The 24,712-nt window shown below is 64.4% G+C and carries 23 protein-coding genes; 3 read left to right on the top strand and 20 right to left on the bottom strand.

Annotated features, from left to right (window positions below; translation table 11 throughout):
- Positions 1–12 precede the first annotated feature (12 nt).
- From BTW07_RS05040 to leuC, 14 genes are all read right to left on the bottom strand, one after another.
- Positions 13–672, bottom strand: coding sequence for a CvpA family protein (locus BTW07_RS05040; protein ID WP_083941528.1), 660 nt, complete (start codon positions 670–672; stop codon positions 13–15).
- Positions 672–1,439 (bottom strand): SPOR domain-containing protein, encoded by a 768-nt coding sequence (locus tag BTW07_RS05035; RefSeq protein WP_075569074.1) that lies wholly within the window; start codon positions 1,437–1,439, stop codon positions 672–674. The genes BTW07_RS05040 and BTW07_RS05035 overlap by 1 nt, the downstream gene beginning before the upstream one ends.
- Positions 1,436–2,749 carry a bifunctional folylpolyglutamate synthase/dihydrofolate synthase gene (locus tag BTW07_RS05030; RefSeq protein WP_075569073.1) on the bottom strand — a complete coding sequence of 438 codons (1,314 nt, stop codon included), beginning with the start codon at positions 2,747–2,749 and terminating at the stop codon, positions 1,436–1,438. Before BTW07_RS05030 ends, BTW07_RS05035 begins: the two co-directional genes overlap by 4 nt.
- Positions 2,750–2,774: 25 nt before the next feature.
- Positions 2,775–3,710: an acetyl-CoA carboxylase, carboxyltransferase subunit beta gene (gene accD / locus BTW07_RS05025; RefSeq protein ID WP_075569072.1), complete on the bottom strand. Its 936-nt coding sequence runs from the start codon at positions 3,708–3,710 to the stop codon at positions 2,775–2,777.
- A 112-nt stretch (positions 3,711–3,822) separates the two neighbouring features.
- Entirely contained in the window at positions 3,823–4,653 is an 831-nt protein-coding gene (gene trpA, locus BTW07_RS05020; protein ID WP_075569071.1) for a tryptophan synthase subunit alpha, read from the bottom strand.
- Positions 4,654–4,664: 11 nt separating this feature from the next.
- Positions 4,665–5,879 (bottom strand): tryptophan synthase subunit beta, encoded by a 1,215-nt coding sequence (gene trpB / locus BTW07_RS05015; RefSeq protein ID WP_075569070.1) that lies wholly within the window; start codon positions 5,877–5,879, stop codon positions 4,665–4,667.
- A gap of 10 nt (positions 5,880–5,889) precedes the next feature.
- Positions 5,890–6,600 carry a phosphoribosylanthranilate isomerase gene (locus BTW07_RS05010; protein ID WP_083941525.1) on the bottom strand — a complete coding sequence of 237 codons (711 nt, stop codon included), beginning with the start codon at positions 6,598–6,600 and terminating at the stop codon, positions 5,890–5,892.
- Positions 6,597–7,562: a tRNA pseudouridine(38-40) synthase TruA gene (truA, locus tag BTW07_RS05005; RefSeq protein ID WP_075569069.1), complete on the bottom strand. Its 966-nt coding sequence runs from the start codon at positions 7,560–7,562 to the stop codon at positions 6,597–6,599. The genes BTW07_RS05010 and truA overlap by 4 nt, the downstream gene beginning before the upstream one ends.
- A 24-nt stretch (positions 7,563–7,586) precedes the next feature.
- Positions 7,587–9,944, bottom strand: coding sequence for a type IV pilus assembly protein FimV (locus BTW07_RS05000; protein WP_075569068.1), 2,358 nt, complete (start codon positions 9,942–9,944; stop codon positions 7,587–7,589).
- Positions 9,945–10,109: 165 nt separating this feature from the next.
- Positions 10,110–11,225 carry an aspartate-semialdehyde dehydrogenase gene (asd, locus tag BTW07_RS04995; RefSeq protein WP_075569125.1) on the bottom strand — a complete coding sequence of 372 codons (1,116 nt, stop codon included), beginning with the start codon at positions 11,223–11,225 and terminating at the stop codon, positions 10,110–10,112.
- 184 nt (positions 11,226–11,409) lie between these two features.
- Entirely contained in the window at positions 11,410–12,489 is a 1,080-nt protein-coding gene (leuB, locus tag BTW07_RS04990) for a 3-isopropylmalate dehydrogenase (protein WP_075569067.1), read from the bottom strand.
- Positions 12,490–12,498: 9 nt separating this feature from the next.
- On the bottom strand, positions 12,499–13,284 hold the full coding sequence (locus BTW07_RS04985; RefSeq protein ID WP_075569066.1) for a class I SAM-dependent methyltransferase: 786 nt from the start codon (positions 13,282–13,284) through the stop codon (positions 12,499–12,501).
- Positions 13,277–13,921 (bottom strand): 3-isopropylmalate dehydratase small subunit, encoded by a 645-nt coding sequence (gene leuD / locus BTW07_RS04980; protein WP_075569065.1) that lies wholly within the window; start codon positions 13,919–13,921, stop codon positions 13,277–13,279. Before leuD ends, BTW07_RS04985 begins: the two co-directional genes overlap by 8 nt.
- Before the next feature lie 12 nt (positions 13,922–13,933).
- Positions 13,934–15,382: a 3-isopropylmalate dehydratase large subunit gene (gene leuC, locus BTW07_RS04975; protein ID WP_075569064.1), complete on the bottom strand. Its 1,449-nt coding sequence runs from the start codon at positions 15,380–15,382 to the stop codon at positions 13,934–13,936.
- A 341-nt stretch (positions 15,383–15,723) separates the two neighbouring features.
- On the opposite strand from leuC, the gene BTW07_RS04970 reads away from it, so the two are divergent.
- Positions 15,724–16,608: a LysR family transcriptional regulator gene (locus tag BTW07_RS04970; protein WP_075569063.1), complete on the top strand. Its 885-nt coding sequence runs from the start codon at positions 15,724–15,726 to the stop codon at positions 16,606–16,608.
- Between the two features lie 12 nt (positions 16,609–16,620).
- On the opposite strand, the gene aroC is transcribed toward BTW07_RS04970, so the two are convergent.
- Complete coding sequence (gene aroC / locus BTW07_RS04965) at positions 16,621–17,712, bottom strand: chorismate synthase (protein WP_075569062.1); 1,092 nt, start codon at positions 17,710–17,712, stop codon at positions 16,621–16,623.
- A 35-nt stretch (positions 17,713–17,747) separates the two neighbouring features.
- Entirely contained in the window at positions 17,748–18,704 is a 957-nt protein-coding gene (gene prmB / locus BTW07_RS04960) for a 50S ribosomal protein L3 N(5)-glutamine methyltransferase (RefSeq protein WP_075569061.1), read from the bottom strand.
- A gap of 155 nt (positions 18,705–18,859) precedes the next feature.
- On the opposite strand from prmB, the gene BTW07_RS04955 reads away from it, so the two are divergent.
- On the top strand, positions 18,860–19,459 hold the full coding sequence (locus tag BTW07_RS04955) for a Smr/MutS family protein (RefSeq protein WP_075569060.1): 600 nt from the start codon (positions 18,860–18,862) through the stop codon (positions 19,457–19,459).
- A 312-nt stretch (positions 19,460–19,771) separates the two neighbouring features.
- On the opposite strand, the gene BTW07_RS04950 is transcribed toward BTW07_RS04955, so the two are convergent.
- The 3 genes from BTW07_RS04950 to BTW07_RS04940 are packed head-to-tail and all read right to left on the bottom strand — an operon-like array spanning position 19,772 to position 22,529.
- The gene (locus BTW07_RS04950) at positions 19,772–20,848 is read right to left on the bottom strand and encodes a patatin-like phospholipase family protein (RefSeq protein ID WP_075569059.1); all 1,077 of its coding nucleotides are present in this window, start codon (positions 20,846–20,848) and stop codon (positions 19,772–19,774) included.
- Positions 20,845–21,726, bottom strand: coding sequence for an alpha/beta fold hydrolase (locus BTW07_RS04945; RefSeq protein ID WP_244158309.1), 882 nt, complete (start codon positions 21,724–21,726; stop codon positions 20,845–20,847). The genes BTW07_RS04950 and BTW07_RS04945 overlap by 4 nt, the downstream gene beginning before the upstream one ends.
- The gene (locus BTW07_RS04940) at positions 21,723–22,529 is read right to left on the bottom strand and encodes an alpha/beta fold hydrolase (RefSeq protein ID WP_075569057.1); all 807 of its coding nucleotides are present in this window, start codon (positions 22,527–22,529) and stop codon (positions 21,723–21,725) included. The genes BTW07_RS04945 and BTW07_RS04940 overlap by 4 nt, the downstream gene beginning before the upstream one ends.
- Before the next feature lie 265 nt (positions 22,530–22,794).
- Here BTW07_RS04940 and BTW07_RS04935 point away from each other — a divergent pair, with 265 nt between their 5' ends.
- Entirely contained in the window at positions 22,795–23,742 is a 948-nt protein-coding gene (locus BTW07_RS04935; protein WP_075569056.1) for an AEC family transporter, read from the top strand.
- Positions 23,743–23,917: 175 nt separating this feature from the next.
- Here the strand turns inward: BTW07_RS04935 and BTW07_RS04930 are convergent, their stop codons facing one another.
- Positions 23,918–24,655: a FadR/GntR family transcriptional regulator gene (locus tag BTW07_RS04930; protein WP_075569055.1), complete on the bottom strand. Its 738-nt coding sequence runs from the start codon at positions 24,653–24,655 to the stop codon at positions 23,918–23,920.
- Positions 24,656–24,712: the final 57 nt, after the last annotated feature.

Genomic DNA, 24,712 nt, shown 5'->3' with positions numbered 1-24,712 from the left:
TCGCACCCCGGTTCAGGGCGCCGGTTTTTCGTTCGGAACGGGGATCGGAATCGTCACCCCTTGCCCATCCTGACTTCGTGAAGAACTGTCTGAAGAGCCGTTTGAAGAATCGGGTGAAGCGCTGGAAGGAAAATTGCTCCGCCCCGGTAACGTCATCGGCAAGTGCCGCATGGCGTCCTCGGCAGCGGACGGATCCACATCCCAGCTCTGGAGCTGAACCACCGCCCATTCACGCAGCGATTCGAACGAAGGCCTCAACTGGGCCTGCTGCCAGGCCTGCAACTGGGCCAACGGCGTCAGGCCGATCACCACCGTGACGATAACCAGAATGGCCCCGCCGCGGGCCAGACCGAAGATCGCCCCGGCGACCCGGTTGAAGAACCCCATTCCGACCCATTCGATCGCCGCGTTGAGCAGCCGGATGATGAATCCGCAGACCATCACCACCACGAAGATGATCAGAACGAACCCCAGTACCAGTCGCGCATCGGGATGCGAGATGTAGGGTTCCAGCAGGTCCGCGATCGGTTTGGCGAATATTCGCGCCGCCAGCAGCGCCACGATCCAGGCACCCAGTCCGAGCGCTTCTCTCACCAGGCCCCGCATGAAACCTGCCAGCATCGATATCGTCAACACCAGCAGGAAAGCGTAGTCGAGCCAGGTCAATGTCATCAGCTACCCGGTTTGCGAATCAGCAGCCCCTGGATATTGGCGGCCTGCTTGAGTTCGGATCTGGCCTTCTCGCCTGCGTCAGACGAAGAGAACGGGCCCACGTAGACCGTGGTCAGGTTGTTGTCCCGTGGCTGCGAATAGGCGGCGAAACCCTGCTCCTTGAGCTTGGCGGCGAGCCGGGTGGCGTTGTCGGACTGACCGAAGCTGCCCACCTGCACGACCCAGCCCCCGTCGCTGCTCGCCGAAGTACGCTCGGGCGTGGAGGACGACGGTGAAGAGGACGACGTCGAGGGAGGCTGCGCCGGCGCCGGCTCGGACGGAGCCGGATTGGATGGGCGGGGCTCGGGCTGGGCCTGTTCGGACTGCGCGATATCGGCAATCGGGTCATCGCCACCGCTCGACACCCTACCGTTATCTGACGATCCATCGCTGCTCTGACCGAACGAATCCTCGCTGCCGGCACCCAACTGACTGCGCGTATCCGGCTCCGGCACGGGGACGTTACCGGCGCTGCCGCCGTTCTGGTTTCCAGTGCTCTGACTGCCCGCATTCTGGCCGCCATTGGCAGCGACCGATGCCGGCGGCTCGGGCGACTCGATGATGCGCTGGCGCGTTTCGCCACCGTCGATCGGCTGCTCGATGGCCATGACCGGTCCAGGTTCCTGCTGTCTCGGTTCGGGATCATCGAACAGCATCGGCAGAAAAATGGCCCCCAATGCGACGAGAATGACCGCCCCGCTGATACGCTCACGCCATCCATACTTCATAGGACCTTGACCTCCTTGGTAGCACCTGGACCTTCGTCACCCGCGCCAGCTTTCAATGCTTCGAGCGCACCGGCCACGGTCAGAAACGAACCGCATACTAACACTTCTTCGTCGGGCGCAAGACGTGGGGCCAGCCAGTCGACGGCCGCTGCCGGCGAAGAGGCCACCGATAACGTCTCGCCGCCGCGGCGCGCGATGGATTCAGCCAATTCTTCACCCGAACGACCACGCGGCCCTTCGAGTCCCACCGGAAGCCATGCATCGACCACGGGCGCCAGCGCCTCGATCAACGCTTCGGCGTCCTTGTCCTTGAGCACACCGAGCAGGCCGATACGTCGCCGAGGCGCCGAGCGCTGCGCCAACCTGGCTGCTACATAGTGGGCAGCATGCGGATTGTGCGCCACGTCGAAGCACCAATTTCCCACCCACTGCAGTCTTCCTGCCAGCCCAACGGTGGCCATCGCCTGGCGAGACTCCGCGGGTTGCGGCATGACGCCGCAAAGCCGGAGCACCTGCAGCGCGACGGCGGCATTGTCCAGCGGCAGCCCCGGATCGGGCAAGCTATCGAGATGATAGCGAGCTCCCTCGGCGGACTGGCCCTGCCAGCGCCAGTCACCGCCTTCGCCGATGGCGTGATCGAAATCGCGGCCGAGCCAATGGGCGACCGCGCCGAGCGTTTCGATACGCTGAGAGACACTGGCGGGTAGTTGACGGCTACCGAGTACCACCGGGCGGCCCTGGCGAAGAATACCTGCCTTCTCGGAGCCGATGATCTCGAGATCGGTGCCGAGGAAATCCGCGTGGTCATGAGCGATTGTGGTGATGACGGCGATATCGCTGTCGATCACGTTGACCGCGTCCAGCCGCCCGCCGAGCCCCACTTCGAGAATGGCCAGCTGGGGGCGGACATCGGCAATCGCCACCAGCGCCGCCAAGGTTCCCGCTTCGAAGTAGGTCAGGCTGACGGGGTCGCCGGCCAGGCGCGCCGCGTCCACCCGCTCGAACCCGTTCACCAGCGTGGCGTCATCGGCTGCCACGCCATCGAAACAGAGTCGTTCGTTGTAGCGCAGCAGATGGGGCGAGGTATAACTGGCCGTGGTCGAGCCATGGGCGCGGGCCAGCCGTTCGAGCATGGCCACCGTGGAGCCCTTGCCGTTGGTACCGGCAACGGTCACCACCTGCTTCGCGATCGGACCCTGCGTCAGACCCAGCCGCTCGGCGACGATCGCCACCCGTTCGAGACCCATGTCGATGGCGATCGGATGCTGGCGCTCGAGGCGCGCCAGCCAGTCGTTGAGGGGGGCACTCATGAATCGGCGATTCCTCTGACAAATTCTAGCGCGCTGTCTTGGCCGTATCCGGCTCGTCGGCCAGCGGCGAGAAATCATCGCTCTCGTCAACACTGTGACCAACCGCCGGCTGATGCGTCAGCTTGCGCAGAATGCCACCCAGGCGCTCGCGCAATTCGGTACGCGCCACGATCATGTCGACGGTGCCATGCTCGAGCAGAAACTCGCTGCGCTGAAAGCCTTCCGGCAAGGTTTCGCGTACCGTCTGTTCGATGACGCGCGGACCGGCAAAGCCGATCAACGCATTGGGCTCGGCCACGTTCAGATCGCCGAGCATCGCCAGCGAGGCCGAGACGCCGCCGAAGACCGGATCGGTGAGCACGGAGATATAGGGAACGCCGGCCAGCTTGAGCTTCTCCAGCGCCGCCGAGGTCTTGGCCATCTGCATCAGCGAGAACAGCGCTTCCTGCATGCGCGCACCGCCGGAGGCGGCGAAGCAGACCAGCGGTATCTCGTTCTCGAGCGCCAGCGTAGCGGCGCGCACGAATTTTTCGCCGACCACGGCACCCATGGAGCCGCCCATGAACGAAAACTCGAACGCCACCGCCACCACGGGCAGGCCATCCAGCGTGCCGCGCATGGCGATCAGGGCGTCGTTCTCGTCGGTCGACTTCTGGGCCGAGGTCAGCCGATCCTTGTACTTCTTGGAGTCACGAAACTTGAGACGGTCGCTCGGCTGAAGATCGCCCGCGATCTCTTCACGCCCTTCTGCATCGAGGAACCAGTTGAGGCGCTTGCGCGCGGTCAGCCGCAGATGGTGCTGACACTTGGGGCAAACGTTCTGGTGTTTCTCCAGCTCGGGGAGATAGAGCACCGCTTCACAGTTCGGGCACTTGCGCCACAGGCCGTCCGGCACGCTGGCGCGGCGGTCGTTGCGCTGGGTGCGGCTCATCGACGGGACGATCTTGTCTAGCCAGCTCATGTCAGGAACGATTCCCTATTTGCCAAAATAGAAAGTAATGACGACAGTCGTCATGAAAACGACTGTCGTGATAACCGCAGATGCCGAATGATACCAAATCGATGGCGACGGCTCAGCTAACCGCATCGCGGTCGAGCGCTTCGCGCATTTCGCCGAGAATCGATTTCAACGCGGCAGGAATGGACGCCGGATCATCGGCTCGTTCGGCAATACGCCCGACCAGAGCGCTACCGACGATCACACCGTCGGCGACACGACCAATGGCCGCCGCCGTCGCCCCATCGCGAATGCCGAACCCGACGCACAGTGGCAGCTCGGTCACCTGGCGCAGCTTGCTCAACTGCTCGCCGACGGCGTCGGCATCCAGCGTAGCCGCACCGGTCACGCCCTTTAGCGAAACGTAGTAGAGATATCCCTCGCCGTGCTCGCAGATCGCTCTGGCCCGCGCGTCGGACGTCGTCGGCGCCAGCAGGAAGATCGACTGCAGGCCGTGCGCCGCGAACAGCGCCGCGTTATCGCCGGCCTCTTCGGGCGGCATGTCGACCACCAGTACGCCGTCGACACCGCAAGTCTGCGCCTGTTCGGCGAAGACGTCATACCCCATTCGCTCGATGGGATTGAGATACCCCATCAGCACCACCGGCGTCTCGCTGTCCCGCTGGCGGAATTCTGCCACCATCTCCAGCACGTGCTGCAACCGCGTGCCGTGCTTGAGCGCTCTCTCGCAAGCCTTCTGGATCACCGGCCCATCGGCCATCGGATCGGAGAACGGTACGCCGAGCTCGATCACATCGGCACCGGCTTCCACGCAGGCGTGCATGAACTCGACCGTATGCGCCGGCGCCGGATCGCCAGCGGTGATGTAGGGGATTAACGCCGTGCGGCCCTGAGCCTTGAGCGTGGCAAAGCGCCGGTCGATGCGGTTCGGTTCGGTTCGGTTCATGTCGGGCCCCGTCAAAATTCGATGCCGTCGAGCTCGGCGACGGTGTGGATATCCTTGTCGCCGCGTCCGGAAAGGTTGACGACGATATGCTGATCCGGCGACATTTCCCCCGCCAGCTTCTTGGCGTGGGCCAGGGCGTGCGCCGACTCCAGTGCCGGCATGATGCCCTCGACCAGGGTCAGCTCACGGAACGCTGCCAGCACCTCATTGTCGTCCGCCGCCACGTAGCGCACGCGGCCGACATCCTTCCACAGCGCATGCTCGGGGCCGACGCCGGGATAATCCAGGCCGGCAGAGATCGACTGGGTGTCTGCGACCTGCCCGCCTTCGTCGGACATCAGATAGGTCCGGTTGCCGTGCAGCACCCCGCGCGGGGCGTTGGCCGTCAGCGGTGCCGCATGGCGACCGGTGGCAACGCCTTCACCGCCGGCCTCGACGCCGTACATGGCGACGTCGTCATCCTCGACGAACGGATAGAAAAGCCCCATGGCGTTGGAACCACCGCCGACGCAGGCAACCAGTGCGTCGGGCAACCGACCGATCTGCTCGAGCGACTGCCGCCGCGCCTCGCGTCCCACCACCGCGCTGAAATCGCGTACCAGCATCGGATAAGGATGCGGGCCGGCCACCGTGCCGATGATGTAGAAGGTATCGTCGACGTTGGTCACCCAGTCCCGCAACGCCTCGTTCATGGCATCCTTGAGCGTGCGCGAGCCGGACTCGACCGGCACCACCTTGGCACCCAGCAGATGCATGCGATAGACGTTCAGTTTCTGGCGCTGCACGTCCTCGGCGCCCATGTAGATTTCGCACTTCAGCCCGAGCCGCGCGGCAACCGTCGCCGTGGCGACGCCGTGCTGACCCGCCCCCGTTTCGGCGATCACGCGCGGCTTGCCTGATTTCTTGGCCAGCAGCGCCTGGCCGATGGTGTTGTTCACCTTGTGGGCGCCGGTGTGGTTCAGATCCTCGCGCTTGAGCCAGATCTGGGCGCCACCGATCTCGCGCGACCAGCGTTCGGCGTGATAGAGCGGTGACGGTCGGCCGACGTAGTGCTTCAGATCACGGTCGAACTCGGCCTGGAACTCGGGATCGTTCTTGAGACTCGCATAGATGTTCTCGAGCTCTTCGAGGGCGAAACTCAAGGTTTCGGAAACGAAGCGGCCACCGTAAGGCCCGAAATGGCCGCGAGCGTCCGGGAGTTGCGTCAAGTCGTGGAATCGGCTCACGAAGGGACCCTCATGATGTGGCGGTGAATGAACGAGGCGTGCCGGAGTCGGCGCTGGACGACACCGCGTGGAGCGCGGCATTGGCCGCCCGCACACGATCGCAGAAGGCGCGGATACGCCGGGGATCCTTGATACCCTTGCGGCGGGTGTCGTCATCCGGAGATGACGTCACCTCGACGCCACCGGAGACATCGACCGCATAGGGGTGCACCTGCGCCACCGCGTCGGCGACGTTATCCGGCGTCAGCCCTCCGGCGAGAATAACAGGTTTCGCCAGATCCCCCGGAATGCGCTGCCAGTCGAAGGTCTCTCCCGTTCCCCCTGGCACGCCGGGACGGTAGGCATCGAGCAACAGCGCGCCAGCGCCAGCGTAGCTGTCGGCCGCAGCCTGCAGATCGATATCGTCATGCATGCGCAGCGCCTTGATCCAGGGTCTGGAGAAACGCGCGCAGAATTCGGGCGATTCGTCGCCATGAAACTGTAGCAGGTCGAGATACGGCAGACACACTTCGACATCGGCCACGCTGGGGTCGACGAACAGCCCCACCCGTGTCACGAACGGTGGCACCGTGACGCTCAACGCTGCCAGCGTATCGATATCGATGGCGCGCCCGCTGCCCGGCCACATCACGAAACCCAGCGCATCGGCGCCACTGGCAACGGCCGCCGCGATGTCTTCACGGCGGGTCAATCCACAGATCTTGATCCTGACGGGGTTCATGGCGTGGTCTCCAGACGGGCCCGAGGCGGCTCGTCGACCACCCGTCCCTCATCGTCGATCCATTTTGGCCAGACCCGGCGACGACGCATCAGCGGGGTATCCGGGATCTCGCCTCGTTCGCCGGTCCAGTCGCCCAGAAACGACAGCAGCTGTGGCCCCACCGGCTCTTCCGGGAGTTCGAAACGTTCGTCGAAGCGCACGTCGACGAAATGCAGGCCGCAGGCCGGTGCCGTCACGTTGCCCAGCCGACGATCCCTCAGCGCCAGCAGTTCGGCGGGATACGCTTCTCCCTCGTCACCCCGTCCGACCGCCACCAGCACGCCGGCGATGTTGCGAATCATGTGGTGAAGGAAGGCATTGGCCTGGACATCGATCATGACCAGTGGCCCGAAACGGCGGACGTCGATGAAATGCAGATGGCGCACCGGCACCTTCGACTGACAGCCGGCGGCACGATAGCTCGAGAAATCGTGCTCGCCGACCAGCGCCTGCGCGGCGCGATGCATGCGATCGGCATCGAGCGGTTCGCGACACCAGGTCACGTTGTGACGCTCCATGACCGGGCGCGTCGGCTGGTTGAGAATGAGGTAGCGATAGCGTCTCGCCAGCGCCGAAAATCGCGAATGGAAGTCGTCACCGACCGGGACCAGCCAGCGCACCGCGATATCGCGAGGTAACTTGGCATTGGCACCGAACACCCACGCCTTCTGGGTGCGTACGACCGGCGCGTCGAAGTGAACGATCTGGCGCGTGGCGTGAACGCCGCTGTCGGTGCGACCGCTGCAGAGCACGCGCACGGGAGTGGCGGCGATCTTGCTTAATGCCGCCTCGAGCGCACCCTGGACCGAATCGGCCTGGCGCAGTCGCTGCCAGCCGCAATAGCGCGTGCCGTCGTATTCGACGCCAAGGGCCAGGCGACCCGAGAGCGGCTGGTTATCGTCCTGCCGGGAGAAAAACGCCATCGAAAGCTGTGCAGCCCAAAGTCGTCAGGGGCGACCATTATCCCGATGCGACGGCTGGAATTCCACCTCATCGACATCCCACGCTGCAGGAACTTCCCGTTTTGTGCCACAGGCCCTCGCGGCAGCTGGCGGCGCGCCCTCCTTCGGCGTCTCGAGACCATCACCCTGGGCGGATGTATCGAAGACGACCTCAGGCCCGCTGCCGGTGGCAGGCTCGGCTGGAGGTGTCATGGCTACCGGCTCCAGCGAAAATGCGGAAAAATCGATAACCGGCATGGCCGACGGCGAGCCCGGAGTCCCCGTCACGAGCGCGGCCAGGGAAGAGGAGTCCGATGCCGAAGCCGATGTCTCGTTCTCAGCCGCGTCCAGCTCCAGGGCCGGCGCTTCGTAATCGATGCATGACGCGAACAGCGAGGTTGCCGATGGATCGACCGACGGGGTCAGATCGTCATCGAACAACGCCGACATCGGATCGGGGTGATCTTGCACGTCGTTCTGAATCGATGAAGGATGGCGCGGGATCGGGGCCGGGGAAACGAGATCCGGATCGAAACGAGCGGCGGCGGGGTCGGGCCGATCGACCTGCGCCTCGAACAGCGCATCGACGTCTTGTGCAGCCCCCCGCCAAACCGGCTCGTGAGGCTCGGAGGCGACCTCTCCTGTCGCCTCCTGCCAGCTCTCCTCGACGTATCGGGCGCGGTAATCATCGACCAGGGCTTGCCCTTCACGACGCTGCTCGGCTGTGGCGTCGTCACCGAAGCCCGCCAGCGCCTGCTCCAGCGCGTCCATATCGCGCAGCTCCCCCAGTGCTTTCAACAGTCCCAGGCGAAACTGCGAATTCTCCCGATTCGCCAGCTGATCGCGCAGCCAGTCACGCGCTTCGGCGTGACGACCGTACGCCATGTAGATATCCGCCTGGCTGATCGAGACCGAATCCACATCCAGCTCGACAGCCGACCGGCGTAATGGCGTGGACTGACGGCTCGTCCCACGGGGTGATATCTCAACCGCGCCCGACATCGACTCGTCAAGAGATTCGGGGATGCCGGTTTCGCTGACGTCGGGTTCGGCGCGACGACGCCGGCGCTGCCAGACCCACAGCATCAGAAGCGCGATCAGCAACCCTCCGCCGATCCAGTCGAGGTGCCCGAGCAGTCGCTGCCACAGTGACGGCGGCGAAGCGGGAGAGGGATCCGGTGACGCCGCCACCGCCTGGCTGACCACACCGGATGCAGGAGCGTCCGATCCGGGGGCGTCCGATACCGATACGGCAACGTCGGCCGTTTTCGACACCACAGGCGATACGCTGCCGTTGGATGCATCGCGCTGTCCGGGCTGGCGATCCGGATCGGCCTCGGCCGACGGCGTATCGACGACTGCCAGCGCCCCCTGCAGCGTATCGCGTTCGCGCCGCAAGGCTTCGATCGTCGCGCGCTGCCGTTCGGTTTCGGCGGTCAGATCGGATAGCCGTTGTTGCAGCATGGCGAGTCTGGCCGCAGCTGGCGCTTCCCCGGAGGATGTCCTGGAAACCGGCGCTTCGGACGCTGTCGACGTCGGGTCCCGCCCCACGATGTCGATGACCGGCCGACCGTCCCTGGTCTTGCGGACGAGCGTCTCGAGCCGGGACGCTGCCTCGGCGGGCGAGATATTGGCCACGGCCGCCAGCGTGGGCACATCCATTGCCACATTGGCGCGCAAGCGATCAATATCGCCATCGACGAACGCCGCCGGGTTGGACTGGAACAGCGCCAGCATCAGCGACTGACGGCTCATGCCGGCCTGCGGCAACAGCGAGGCCGCCAGCGTCGACAGCGAATCGCCGGGGCGAACGGTCACTCGCGAGGGCCACGCCAAAGGAGAGGAAGAGGAAGAGGAAGAAGAGGGAGAGGAAGACGGATGATGCGACACGGGGACTGGAGTCACGCCGTTCGATAACGCATAGGCGCGCGTCAGATCGCGGTCGCCACTTAGCAGCGGTTGGGCGCTGGCGTAATCGACCGGATCGAACAACAGCGACACGGCACGCTGCCACTGCCCTTCCGGCCAGGTCACCACCAGCACCAGATCCAGAAAGGGTTCTCTCACCCGCCGCGGGCTGTCGAGCACGACTGCCAGGCCACCCGCCTGACGCTCGACCGTGGCCGACACCGTGTCCGTGAGCGCGCTGCGCGTCAGTCCGGCCTGGCGATAGGCGGCGTCATCGGCAACGGTCACCGATACCTGCGAGGCCTCGAGGCCACTGTCGTCCGTCAGCGGCAGCACCACATGCAGCGGCCGATTGAGCGAGGACACCTGCCGAGGGTCGCCGACGCCGAGCGCGTAAGTCGACGAGGCCAGTAACAGACAGAGCCCGCCGATCATGAGTGTGAGCCATTGCCGCATGGGGTCCTCGCCAACGCATTGGAGTGAGTCTCGACTCCCTCATCGGCGGCACCTCAGCAAACTTTAACAATTTGTAACGATTGGATAACAAAAGGCCTCGCCAGCCGATGCTGACGAGGCCCTTGTCGCTTAAGGCGAACGTAACGCTCCAGGAGAACGTGACGCTTACGCTTGCTCGCGCACGATCTTGAGCATGCGTTTGAGTGGTTCGGCGGCGCCCCACAGCAGCTGGTCTCCGACACTGAAGGCGGTCAGGTATTCCCCCCCCATGGAGAGCTTGCGCAGGCGCCCTACCGGCACGGTCAGCGTACCGCTGACGGCAGCCGGCGTCAGCTGCTCGAGCGTCGCGTCTTTCTCGTTGGGGACGACCTTGGCCCAGTCGTTGTGCCTGGCCAGGCGATCCTCGATCTCGTCGAGCGGCACGTCCTGCCTGAGCTTGATGGTGAACGCCTGACTATGCGAGCGCATCGCGCCGATGCGTACGCAGAGGCCGTCGATGGGAATCGGATTGGCGCCGGTGGCGAGAATCTTGTTGGTCTCGACCCCGCCTTTCCACTCCTCCTTGCTCTGGCCGTTGTCCATCGCCTTGTCGATCCACGGCAACAGGCTGCCGGCCAGCGGCGCGCCGAAGTTGTCGACCGGGAACTCCCCGCCCCGCATGGCGGCGGTGACGTCGCGATCGATGTCGAGAATCGCGCTCGATGGCGTGGCGAGATCGCTGGCGACTGCCGAATGCAGCGCGCCCATCTGCGACAGCAGTTCGCGCATGTGCTTGGCCCCGGAACCGGAAGCCGCCTGATAGGTCATGGAGGTCATCCACTCGACCATGTTGGCTTCGAACAGCCCGCCCAGCCCCATCAGCATCAGGCTGACGGTGCAGTTGCCGCCGACGAAGGTTCTGGCGCCCTTGGCAAGCTGAGCGTCGATCACGTGCCGGTTGACCGGATCGAGCACGATGGTCGACTCCTCCGCCATGCGCAACGTGCTGGCCGCGTCGATCCAGTAGCCTTTCCAGCCCGCCTGGCGCAGCGGCTGATAGACCGCGCCGGTGTAGTCGCCGCCCTGACAGGTGACGATCACGTCCATCGTCTTCAGCGACTCGATGTCGTTGGCGTCCTTCAGCGCCGGCACATCGACGCCGATGTTCGGCCCGGCCTGGCCGGCCTGGGAGGTGGAGAAGAAAACTGGCTCGAGTCCGGCGAAATCGTTGTCGTCCAGCATGCGCTGCATCAACACGGAACCGACCATCCCGCGCCAGCCGACGAATCCGACTTTCAACATAGTGGCGTACCCCGAAGCTTTTTGAATGTCCTGAATCGACACGACGACTCGTTCGAGTCGTCGCATCCTGTCAATCCTGAAAGCGCATTATAGCGCATGGGTCCAGGGCCTGTTCACGCCATACACCGCGAGCCGCGTGGATAGTGTGAACAGGCCTGGCATGCCCGCCCTCACATATCCGCGCTCAGGCCTCGGCGAATGCCGCCAGCACCGCGTCGCCCATCTCGCTGGTGGAGACCTGGCGGGTGCCCGGATAGGCGATATCCGCGGTGCGCAGCCCCTGATCCAGCACCTTGCCCACGGCGCGCTCGATGCGATCGGCCAGCGTCGGTTCGCCCAGCGAATAACGCAGCATCATCGCCACCGACAGAATCGTCGCCAGCGGGTTGGCCAGGCCCTGACCGGCGATATCCGGCGCACTGCCGTGGCACGGTTCGTACATGCCCTGCTGACGCTCGTTGAGCGACGCCGATGGCAGCATGCCGATCGAACCGGTCAGCATCGCGGCGGCGTCGGAGAGAATGTCGCCGAACATGTTGCCGGTCACCACGACGTCGAACTGCTTGGGCGCGCGCACCAGTTGCATGGCGGCGTTGTCGACGTACATGTGCGACAGCTCGACATCCGGATACTCCGGTGCCAGCCGATTCATCACTTCCCGCCACAGCATGGTGACTTCGAGCACGTTGGCCTTGTCCACCGAGCAGAGCTTCTTGCCGCGCTTCTGGGCCATCTCGAAGGCGACGCGACCGATGCGCTCGATCTCGGACTCGGCGTAGACGTAGGTGTTGAAACCGACGCGCTCGCCGTTACGTTCCTCGATGCCGCGTGGCTGACCGAAATAGATGCCACCGGTCAGCTCGCGCACGATCATGATGTCGAGGCCGGAAACCACGTCCGGCTTTAGCGTCGAGGCCTCGGCGAGCTGCGGATAGAGCAGCGCCGGGCGCAGATTGCCGAACAGATTGAGATTCTTGCGCAGCCCCAGCAGGCCCTTTTCGGGGCGCTTGCTCAGGTCTTCCAAGGTGTCCCATTTCGGGCCGCCGACGGCGCCGAGCAGGATCGCGTCCGCCGCCTTGGCTTTCGCCAGGGTGGATTCGGGCAACGGATCGCCCTCGGCATCAAAACCGGCGCCGCCGACCAGCGCCTCTTCCAGCTCGGCGTCCAGACCGGCCTCGCGGCAGGCGTTCAGGATCTTGACCGCCTCGGCGGTAATTTCCGGGCCAATACCGTCACCGGGCAACACCAGAATCTTCTTGCTCATGCAGTTTCCTCAAACATGTTCTTTGGTCGCCCACAGCACCAGCATATCCGTGGTGAAGGAGCCGTCATCGCTGATCTCGAAGGCATCGCGCACTTCCTGACCGACATCGCGCTGCAGGTGGCGAATCGCATCGCGCATCACATCCGGGGTACGCATGCGCTCGATCCAGGTCTCGAAATCCAGGCGCAGGCGCTGACGCGAGCTGGACGTCATCACAAGGCCCGCTTCACCGACCCTCTGTGCCCATTCACTCGGGGCGTAGTCGCGCACATGACTGGTGTCGCGCAGCATCTCCACGGTCTGCAGGAAGCTGTCGAACAGCGGCTGCTCGGACGCCGAGACGTCGATGAATGCCGCCAGTCCACCCGGCTTCAACACCCGTCTCGCTTCGCGCAGCGCCAGCCCGACATCGCGCCAGTGGTGCGCGGAGAAGCGGCTGCAAACCACGTCGAAACTGTCGTCCGCGAACGGCAGCGACTCGGCGATGCCCTGCACCGTGCGGATATTGTTGAACCCACGCTCGATGGCCGCCTCGCCGACCACCGCGAGCATTCTCGGCGACAGGTCGTAGGCCACGATCTCCGCCGCCAGATCCGCCAGCTGGAAGCTGACGTGACCCGAGCCGCAACCGAGATCCAGCACGCGTGGCGCGTCGATCCGGGCAACGCGTTCGTGAAGCTGCGCGAACTCTTCACCCTGGGCATGCACTTGACTCGACAGGTAAGCCGCAGCCTGCCCTCCGAACTGGCGCTCGACGACGGCGCTATGGTCGCCGTGACCTGTCACGTCAGACATCCCGGAACAACCAGGGGTTCGCCGGACGATGGCGACTCTCGAAGTCGCGAATGGCCGCGGACTGCTCGAGGGTCAGGCCGATGTCGTCGAGCCCCTCCAGCAGGCAGTGCTTGCGAAACGCGTCGACCTCGAACGGGATCGCCTCGCCACTCGGCGTGGTAATCGTCTGCCCCTCGAGATCGATGTCGAGGCGATAGCCTTCCACGGCCTCGGTCTCCTGGAACAGTCGATCGACGGTGGCCTCGTCGAGCGTGATCAACAGGATCCCGTTCTTGAACGAGTTGTTGTAGAAGATGTCGGCGAAGCTCGGCGCGATCACCACGCGGAAACCGAAGTCATCCAGTGCCCAGGGCGCGTGCTCGCGCGAACTCCCGCAACCGAAATTGCGCCGCGCCAGCAGCACCTGCGCATCGCGGTAGCGCGACTGGTTGAGCACGAAATCCGGATTGAGCGGGCGGCCCGTGGCGTCCTGCCCCGGATAGCCCTCGTCGAGATAGCGCAGCTCGTCGAACAGGTTGGGGCCGAAGCCGGTGCGCTTGATCGACTTCAGAAACTGTTTGGGAATGATCAGGTCGGTGTCGACATTGGCGCGATCCAGCGGCGCGACCAGACCCTGCAGGCGTTCGAACTTTTTCATCGTCTGGCCTCCTTAGGCACTCATCGCATCGGCGCGATCATAGTCATAGCTCCGGACATCCACGAAGTGGCCTTCGATGGCAGCGGCCGCCGCCATCGCCGGACTCACCAGATGGGTGCGTCCACCGTAGCCCTGGCGCCCCTCGAAGTTGCGGTTGGACGTCGACGCGCAGCGCTCGCCGGCGCCCAGCTTGTCGGCGTTCATCGCCAGACACATCGAACAGCCCGGCTCGCGCCATTCGAAGCCCGCCTCGACGAAAACCCTGTCGAGCCCTTCGGCTTCGGCCAGGCGCTTCACCAGCCCGGAGCCCGGCACCACCATCGCCAGTTGAATGTTGTCGGCAACCTTGCGCCCTCTCGCCACCTTGGCCGCCTCGCGCAGGTCCTCGATCCGCGAGTTGGTGCAGGAGCCGATGAACACCTTGTCGAGCCGGATATCGGTGATCTTCTGTCCGGCGCTGAGCCCCATGTATTCCAGCGCGCGTGTCATGCCCTGGGTGACGGTTTCATCGGCGGCCGTGGCCGGATCCGGCACTTCGGCGGAGACGTTGACGACCATTTCCGGGCTGGTGCCCCAGGTGACCTGCGGCTCGATCTCGGCGGCGTCGAGCTCGACGATCTTGTCGAAGTGCGCGCCGTCGTCGGAAACCAGATCCCGCCACGCCTCGACCGCCGCAGACCACTGCTCGGCCGTCGGTGCATAGGGGCGGCCCTTCAGATAGTCGATGGTGTTGTCGTCCACCGCCACCAGCCCGACGCGGGCGCCGGCCTCGATCGCCATGTTGCAGATCGTCATACGACCTTCCATGGAGAGATCGCGGATCGCACTGCCGGCGAATTCGATGGCGTAGCCGGTGCCGCCAGCGGTACCGATACGCCCGATGATCGCCAGCACGACATCCTTGGCGGTGACGCCGAGCCCAAGCTTGCCCTCGACGCGCACCTGCATGTTCTTCATCTTCTGGGCGATCAGACACTGCGTCGCCAGCACGTGCTCGACTTCGGAGGTGCCGATGCCGTGAGAGAGCGCGGCGAAGGCGCCGTGCGTCGCGGTGTGCGAGTCGCCGCAGACCACGGTCATCCCGGGCAGCGTGGCGCCCTGCTCCGGCCCGACCACGTGGACGATACCCTGGCGCTCGTCGTTGATCCGGAACTCCTCGATCTCGAAGCTCTCGCAGTTGGCATCCAGGGTCTCGACCTGGATTCGCGACACGTCGTCGAGAATCCCGGCGTTACCGGCGCTGCGCTCCTTGAGCGTGGTCGGCACGTTGTGGTCCGGCGTCGCCAGGTTGGCGTCGCGACGCCACGGCTTGCGCCCGGCCAGACGCAGCCCCTCGAACGCCTGGGGCGACGTGACCTCGTGCAGCAGGTGACGATCGATGTAGATCAGCGCGGAACCGTCGTCGCGCTGGGTCACCAAATGCTGCGCCCACAGCTTGTCGTAGAGCGTCTGGCTTGCCATCTGTGTCATCTCCTCCGTCCCGCTGTCTGACGGGAAACGCCGCATAAATGCCTGCGCCAGCGAATCGCTACGTTGCGCGGTACTCGAAGACCCAACTAACCCTATGTTATGTCTCGTCTCCTGCGTTCCGTGCGCCTTGCGATTCATCTTGCTCGTCGATTTATTCAGCCTTTCCCTACCGCAGCTTGGTGACGTAACGCTTGCGAATCGAGACGTCATGTGACGCCGCGAATGATTGGTTAGCCAAGATACGGCGCCTTTATGCATAAAATCAATTCATCTTGATTATGCTTTGGATTCCATAACAGAATTGAACGATACACCTGACGGAAAACGACGCCATGGACACACAGAGCCTGCAGGCTTTCATCGCGGTCGCCGATACGGCGTCGTTCTCGCTGGCCGGCGAGCAACTGCATCTGACCCAGCCGGCGGTCAGCAAACGGATCGCCACGCTGGAACATCAGACCGGCGCCAGGCTCTTCGACCGGATCAATCGGCGCGTCAGCCTGACCGAGGCCGGCCGGCTGCTGCTGCCCCGCGCGCGGCAGATCCTGCAGCTGGTCGAGGACAGTCGCCGGACCATGAGCAATCTGAGCGGCAGCGTCGAGGGCAGCCTGACGCTCGCCACCAGTCACCATGTCGGCCTGCACCGGCTCCCGCCGATCCTCAAGGCCTTTACCCAGCGCTACCCCGGGGTCGATCTGGATCTGCGCTTTCTCGATTCCGAACAGGCCTATCACGGCGTCGTCGCCGGCGAGATCGAGCTGGCCGTGGTGACGCTGTCGCCGCACCCCAACCCGCAGGTGGAATCGGTCCCGGTGTGGATCGATCAGCTGCGCTTCGTCGCGGCGCCCGAACACCCGCTGACGACGCGCGGCGAGCTGCCGCTATCGACACTGGTGAACTATCCGGCGGTACTGCCGGGGCCGCTCACGTTTACTCGCGACATCGTGGTGGGTTCGTTCAATCGGGCCGGACTGGCAATCGATGTGGCGCTCTCCACCAACTACCTGGAGACGCTGAAAATGATGGCGGGTATCGGGCTGGGCTGGAGCGTGCTGCCGGAGAGCATGATCGACGAGGAGATCGCGGTACTGCCGGTGTCGCATCCGCCCATCGAGCGCCGGCTGGGCTATCTGGTGCACAAGGAGCGCACGCTTTCCAACGCCGGACGCGCGATGATCGCGGAGCTGGAAGGCGCACGCGTGGCACCCGTTGCCTGAGAGCTATTGCCTTCAGGCCTGACCGAGACGCGGCGTATCGACCCGAACGTCACCGTTCTGGGCACGATGACGCAGCAGATGATCCATCAGCGTCAGCGCCATCATCGCCTCGGCGATCGGGGTGGCTCGGATGCCGACGCAGGGGTCGTGTCGACCTTTGGTCACTACCTCGACCGCGTTGCCATGGATATCGATGGAGCGCCCCGGCTGAGTGATGCTTGAGGTCGGCTTCAGTGCCAGATGGGCGACCACCGGCTGGCCGCTGGAGATGCCGCCGAGTACCCCGCCGGCGTGATTGGAGAGGAAGCCTTCCGGCGTCATTTCGTCGCGATGCTCGCTGCCGCGTTGGGCGACGACATCGAAGCCATCGCCGATCTCGACCCCTTTCACCGCATTGATACTCATCAGCCCATGAGCCAGATCGGCGTCCAGCCGATCGAACACCGGTTCGCCCAGCCCCACCGGTACACCCTCGGCGACAACCGTGATCTTCGCGCCCACCGAATCCTGATCGCGGCGTAGCTGGTCCATGTAGGCCTCGAGCTGCGGCAAGCTGTCCGGATCCGGACAGAAGAACGGATTGTCATCGACGCCTTCCCATCCCTTGAAGTCGATCGCGATGGGCCCGAGCTGACTCATGTAGCCGCGCACCTGAATGCCCTGCCCGGCCAGCCATGCCTTGGCAATGGCGCCTGCCGCCACGCGCATGGCGGTTTCCCGCGCGCTGGAGCGGCCGCCCCCGCGGTAGTCGCGAGTCCCGTACTTGTGGTGATAGGTGTAGTCGGCGTGGGCCGGACGAAACTGCTCGGCGATCCTGGAGTAGTCCTTGGAGCGCTGGTCGGTGTTCTCGATCATCAACCCGATCGGCGTCCCCGTGGTCCGACCCTCGAACACGCCGGACAGAATCCGGACCTGGTCCGGCTCGCGCCGCTGGGTGGTGTGACGCGAAGAGCCGGGACGACGGCGATCCAGGTCGCGCTGCAGATCCGCCTCGCTGAGCTCGAGCCCCGGCGGGCAACCGTCGACGATGGCACCCAGCGCGGGGCCGTGGCTCTCACCGAAAGTGGTGACGGTGAACAGTTTGCCGAAGGTGTTGCCGGACATGCGCGATCCTCAGGAAATGGACGAAAAATTCGGGTTCAGGCCGGACGGGCAGCCGCGAACTGATCGGCGTGGCTATCGAGATCCTCGGCACTGAGCGCAAAGACCCCTTCGCCGCCCCGCTCGAACTCCAGCCACAGGAATGGCACCTCGGGGAAGGCTGCCTCCAGATGGCGCTGCGAGTTGCCCACCTCGACGATCAGCATGCCGCCGTCGTTCAGGTAGCGGCGGGCTTCTCGCAGGATGCGCCGGACGATATCGAGCCCGTCGCGACCGGCGCCCAGCGCCAGGCCCGGCTCATGGCGATACTCCGCCGGCATGGCTGCCAGATCGCGCGTATCGACATAAGGCGGGTTGCTGACGATCAGATCGTAATGCTGCCCCGCCACCCCCTCGAACAGATCGGAGGCCACCGCGCGAACGCGCCGACCGACATCATGCCGTACGATATTCGCCTTGGCGACCTCGAGCGCCTCCACGCTGATATCGACCAGATCCACTTCGCAGGTCGGCAGGTGGAGTGCGGTGGCAATGCCCATGCAGCCGGAGCCTGTGCACAGATCGAGCACTCGCGCCGGAGGCGTCTCGTCGAACCAGGCCGAAAACCCCTGCTCGATCAGTTCGGCGGTAGGCGAACGCGGGATCAGCACGCGCTCGTCGACCTCGAACGGGAACCCGGCGAAAAACGCCTCGCCGAGCAGGTAAGGCAATGGCCGGCGAGATTCGATGCGGCTACGTACCAGCGAAACGATGCGGCGCCGTTCGAGCCCCAGCAAACGCGCATCGAGCACTGCCGGGTCGATGTCCCACGGCAGATGCAGCGCGCCCAGCACCAGCGCCACCGCTTCGTCCCAGGCGCTATCGGTACCATGACCGAAATGCAGCCGATGGGCGTGGAATTCGGTGGTCGCCCAGCGCAGGCAGTCGCGCACGCTGAACAGGTCTTCGACGATGGCTTCGTCGGTTAGCGTCAGGGTCGACTGCGGTGAGGACATCGGCAGGGCTCGCATCTGGCTGGAAAACGGACGACGATTGTACGCGCAAGGCTCACGCGTTCACAGCCGGCCATGTCATGACGCGCGGAATCGGTTACCCTTCCGCCGCTGAAGGACTCGAGCCCAAGACAGCGATCAGCGAAGGCACAACGGCAATGACCCACTTCCCGGGCGATGACGACGATCGCGCCGCTAGCGCCAAACCCGACAGTGCCTTCCGCGAGGCACTGGAAGCCGCCGGTATCCGGCGACTGAGGATCAACCGCGCACAGACCGGTCGGCCGCGGCGCAACGCGCTCAACGTCAGCGCACGTCGCGAGGCGGCGGAGCAGGCGCCGCTGCAGACGCAGTCAACGCTGTCGGACGGCGGGGTCGAGGCGGTCACCCCGCATCAACGCCTGGAGTTCTCGATTCCGGATCTGCCGCCACGCACCTTTGCCCAGCTCAAGAAAGGCCACATCGCCTGGGAAGGCGGGCTCGATCTGCACGGCTATACCCTCGACGAAGCGCGCATCGAGCTCGAGTCGTTCATCAACGATGCCATTGCCAACCGCGCCCGCTGCGTGCTGGTGGTCCACGGCAAGGCGCGCGGCTATCGTGGCAGCGGCGCGGACTATCCGGTGATCAAGAGTCACGTCAACGGCTGGCTCAAGAACTGGTCGCGGGTGCTGGCATTCTGCTCGGCGAGCGATATCGACGGCGGGACCGGCGCGCTCTACGTGCTGCTGCGAACGCGCGCCGATTCAAATAGCTAGTGTGGTGTCTCATAAATACCATCCAATAATATCGGTCCCTGGCGCCGCCATGCATCCGATATTTCTTCGCGTTACCTGCGAGACGCCACACTAGGGTTTGTCTGAAAAATCGTCGAGCGAAGGTCAGGCAAAAATCGGCGAAAAGACGGGGTTTACGCGGTTGTAAATGAGTACTTCAAGCCGATTTTTAACGCCGTATGGCCGAGCGCAGGCACTTTTCAGACAAAGCCTGAGACGTCACATGGAGCGCCCATAAGGCGCTGATTGAGCTGCCGAGCGAGATGGCACGCAGGCGGTTATCCAGTATCTCCTTCAACCGTGCCGCTTGGGCGACGATAAAGGCAACGGCAGACGCCCCTGCGGGTCGGCGCTGCTGGCCGGATGTCGACGGCCGTCGACCGGTTCGGCGGCAACGGACGTTCGGTCCCGCTGGCGCTCATGCCGATCCAGGGCCTGAGCGGTGAGATAGCGTCCCAGTTCGATCAGCGCTTCCGCGCGGTGAAATTCGTAGGCGCCACAAACGCTCTTGGGAACTTCGATCAGAATGTCGGGCGGGTAACCGGCGATCTTGTACTTGGCCAGCGCCGCCTGAGTGATATCGAACGAAGCCAGCATCATGTCGAGCTTGCTCCAGGCGCGCTCGGTCTGGCTCGACCAGCTGACGTTTTCCGTAACCTCCTCCTCGTCGCCGAATGACGACACCATGCCCTGCACTCGCGTCCGCACGTTCCTCACCCAGCCGCTGAAACTCTTGCCTTCGGCTGCGCGCTTGATTTCGCGCGCGTGCTCCTGGGCCGCCTGTTCGGCGGGCAGCAATTCCTCCAGCGTGATCGGCCGGGAGGTCTGCGCCGTGGCGTTGACCGCCAGCACGATATCCGCATCGACCGAGACCGTGGGAATGATCGGGAGCGGATTCAGCAGCCCGCCGTCGACCAGCACGTGGCCGTTTTCCTGAACCGGGGTAATGATCCCCGGCACCGCGATGGAGGCACGAATCGCGCGTAGCAAGGGGCCGCTCTGAAACCACACTTCGCGCTGGCGGCTCAGGTCCGTCGCCACCGCGGTGAATGGCATCGGCAGATCCTCGATGCGAATGTCCCCGACCAGCGATTCGAGCTTGGTCATCACCTTGCCGGCGCGCATGGCACCCATGGCACTCCAGGTGATGTCGACCAGTCGCAGCACGTCGAAATAGTCGAGCTGACAGACCCAGTCGCGGTAACCCTCGAGTCTGCCGGCCGCATAGACCCCGCCGATCAAGGCGCCCATGGAGCAGCCGGAGATCGAGGCGATTTCGTAGCCGCGCGCCTCGAGCTCCTCGATCACGCCGATGTGCGCATAGCCACGTGCGCCACCACTCCCCAGTACCAACGAGACTCGAGGTTTCATGACACGGGCTCCCCGATTGTCGATCGATGCCAGCTTACGATTTCCGATGCCACCTGCGCCACGCTGACGCGCTCCAGATGCAGATGATGTCCGCCGGAGAGGATCCGTCGTTCGAGTCTGTCGATCCGGCGGCACGCGTCGCCAAGATGCGCGCGCTGCGTCAACACACCGGCGGAGGCCTGCAACAGCAGCACCGGCGCCCGAATGGCGGCAACCGTGGCCAGCATCTGATCCGGTGTCCAGCGCAGCAGCGAGGGATAGACCAGCCGCCGATCGGTGCGCCATTGATAGCGCCCATCCCCTTTTCTGGCGAGATTGCGTTCGACGATCGGGCGGGCGGTGTCGGCATCGATCCGGGTGACCCCACCCCGGACTCGGGCGGTTACGGCATCGTCGAGACTCGCGTAGTCGCCGGCATCGCTGCGCGAACGGCGCCGCGCACGCAATCCCGCTTGCAACTGCGCCACCGTCTCGCCGGGCTCGTTGGTGGTCGAAGCCAGACCGTCGATCAGCACCAACCGGTCGACCCGCTCCGGCGTCGCGGCCGCGATAAGGCTGGCGACACCGGCACCCATCGAGTGGCCGACGAGCGTCGTCGCGTTCAGATTCAACGCATCCAGTGCATCGAGCACATCGGGCACGTAGCCCCATAGCGGGTAGTCGGCATGGGCGCCGCGTAGCGGCGAGTGGCCGTGACCCGGCAGATCCAGCGCCACCAGACGAATGCCAAGCGCCGTGACCAGCGCCGGCGCCAGACGCGAGAAGGTCGCAGCGTTGTCGAGCCAGCCATGCAATGCCACCCACGTGGGCGCCGCATCGTCACCCCAACTCAGCGCGGCGAGACGCCCTTCCCCCAGGATCATTTCTCGAGCCCTCAAGGGTTCTCTCCCAGCATGTCATCGATCGCCGTCAGGATCGCTCCGCGGGCGGCCTTTGGATGTTCGAACGGAAACATGTGCCCACCCGGTACACAGCGCAGCCGAACGCCCAGCCGCGAGAGCGTGCGCCGACGGCCGGGGGTAAGCAAGTCGGAGTCTTCACCGGCGATGACCGTCAGCGGTACCTGAAGCTTGCGCAGTACCGAGATCAGGTGATCCGGCAGGTGGCGAAACACGGCGGCTTCCGTGCGCGGCGCGAAGAGCAGCCGGGCAGCGCCGCTGTCTTCGTCGAGCGTCGTCGCGCCGGTGACATAGTCGTCCATGGCAGTCTCGGTGAAGCGCTGAAACAGCGAACGCCGACGCAATGATTCGGCCATCGCTTCTCGACTGGACCAACGCTCGCGCCGGCGTAGCGTCTTGCCAGCCGGCGTCACTCGATCGATGAAACCCGTGAGCTTGGCAACTTTCAGCATCCATGCATCCCGCCCCAGCAGCAGCGGCGGATCCAGTGCCACCACGGCGCGGAATCGCTGCGGCGCCTCGGCGGCCGCCATGATCGACAGCACGCCACCCATGGAGTGGCCGACGGCGACGATCGGCGTCGGCACCGAGGCGACAGCCGCAAGATACTCTTCGCGCAAAGCCAGCCAGTTGCGTCCCACCGGGTAACGGGGATCGTGGGCCAGACGTTCCAGCGGATGCAGCTCGAAACGGTCCGCCAACGGTGACAACAGGGTCCGGTAACTGGCACCGGTGAACCCGTTGGCATGGGCGAAGACCAGAGGATAACGCAGCATCGACATCTGAATTCCCTTAGACTGTCGCGTGTCAATTTCCGGCGATAGATCCTCGCCCCTTCATTCGGGGTCGTCTATTCCCGACTCGACATTCAATACGCCCGTCGGACGCCTGGATCGACCGCGTTCGAAACGTTTGCCAAGCAAGGATTGTACTGTGTCTCGCAACAGATCCCATCGCGATACCCGTCTGCGTAACCGATTATTCTGGGCACTGCTGATTGCGGCGCTGGTGGTCGGCTTCTGGCTCGTGCGCAGCGGAGGCTGAACCATGGGGCTGTTGGCCGCCTTCACCCACACGCTGGAAATCACGCTGCCGGTATTTCTGATGGTCTTCCTCGGCCTGGGCCTCAAACGGCTCGGCTGGATCGATGCGCATTTCATCACCACCGCATCGATGCTGGTATTCAAGGTCACGATGCCGGCGCTGCTGTTTCTGAGCATCATTCAGGCCGATCTGGGCCGGGCGCTGCAGCCGGACCTGATCGGCTACTTCATCGGCTATACCGCGATCAGCTTCTTCCTCGCCTGGGCCTGGGCCATCTGGCGCCACCCACGGGTAGAGCGAGGCATTTTCACCCAGGGGGCGTTTCGCGCCAACAACGGCATCGTCGGGCTGGCGCTGGCCGCCGGCCAGTACGGTGATTACGGTCTGTCCGTTGGCGGCGTGCTGGCCGGCGCGGTCATCGTCATCTACAACGTCTTCTCGGTCTTTATCCTGTCGCTCTACAGCGATGAGGTCGACACGGACTTCCGCAGCCTGATCAAGAATCTGGCCAGGAACCCGCTGATCCTGAGCGTGGTGTTCGCGATTCCGGTAGCGCTGTCGGGCATCGAGCTGTCCGGCTGGGTGATGACCTCGGGTGGGTATCTCGCCGGCATGTCGCTGCCATTGGGACTGATCTGCATCGGCGGCACGCTCTCGGTCACCGCGTTCAAGCGCAGCAGCACCATCGCCCTCGACGCCAGCCTGTGGAAGCTGGTGTGGGTTCCCTTGTTCGGCGTCCTGGGCGCGCTTGCCGCGGGGATCCAAGGGCCGGCGCTGGGCATCATCTTTCTCTACCTCGGCTGCCCCGGCGCGGCGGCCAGTTTCGTCATGGCCAAGGCGTTCAAGAGCAACGACAAACTGGCGGCCAATATCATCGTCATTACCACTTTTGCATCGATGTTCACCTTGAGCTTCGGCCTGTTCGTGCTGAAATGGCTGGACCTGGTATAACGCGGGCCATTGATCTCACCCCTGCAAAACGGGCCGCTCTCGCGAGCGGCCCGTTTCATCATCATGCCGCTGATCGCCGCACGGCTGGCGAGATCAGCGCTTGCGTTCGCCGTCGAGCAGACGGCGCAGCTCGAACGGCCTTGCCCTCGTGAACGGCTTCCGACAGTCGCTACGTTCAGACACGGTCCTGATAGGCGGCGTAGTTGTCATAGGCCCGCTGAAGATGACGATACATGGCATCGCGGGCGGCTTCGGCCTGTCCCGAAACGATCGCCTGCAGGGTCTCGGCATGTTCACGCGCGACCCTTTCAAGATAGTAGGAGACCGCTTCCGGATCGAGCTCGACGGAAAGCAGTTTCGTCCGCGGTATCGCGCCCTCATTGAGCTGATCGTACAGCGAGACGAAAAACGGATTGTGGGTGGCCTCGACGATCGCCCGGTGGAAGACATAGTCCTCGTGACGCGCCTGGCTGCCCTTGCTGCAGGCGGTCACGAACCGCTCATGGGCACTCTGCATCGCCGCCACGTCGGCCGGCGTGCGTCGCTCGGCTGCCAGCGCCGCGGCCTGGGAATCGAGCGTCATGCGCATCTCGAGCACGTGCAGGATGTCCTCTACCGTAGTGGCACTGATGCGCCTCGCCGGGAAATGGTGTTCCGGCGCAGAGCGTAGAACACGGGTACCGATACCTCGGCGTGTTTCGACCAGGCCCATCGACTTGAGGTGGGCGATCGCCTCCCGCACCGCCGTGCGACTGACGCCGAACATGTCGCACAGCTGGCTCTCGGTCGGCAATTTCTCCCCCACCTCGATACGCCCCTGGGTGATCAGGGCTTCCAGTTGCCGGGCGATCTGACGCGAAAGACTCTCCTGCGAAGAGATGCGGGTTATCTCCCAAGCCTTGGTCTGCTCCATCGTGCTGCCTGCCTTATCGATTTTCTTGACCGACCATGGCGCCTGCGATCACGCGGA

The organism is Salinicola socius, from assembly GCF_001937195.1.
Classification (GTDB): domain Bacteria; phylum Pseudomonadota; class Gammaproteobacteria; order Pseudomonadales; family Halomonadaceae; genus Salinicola; species Salinicola socius.
This window is presented reverse-complemented; position numbering and strand designations above follow the sequence as displayed.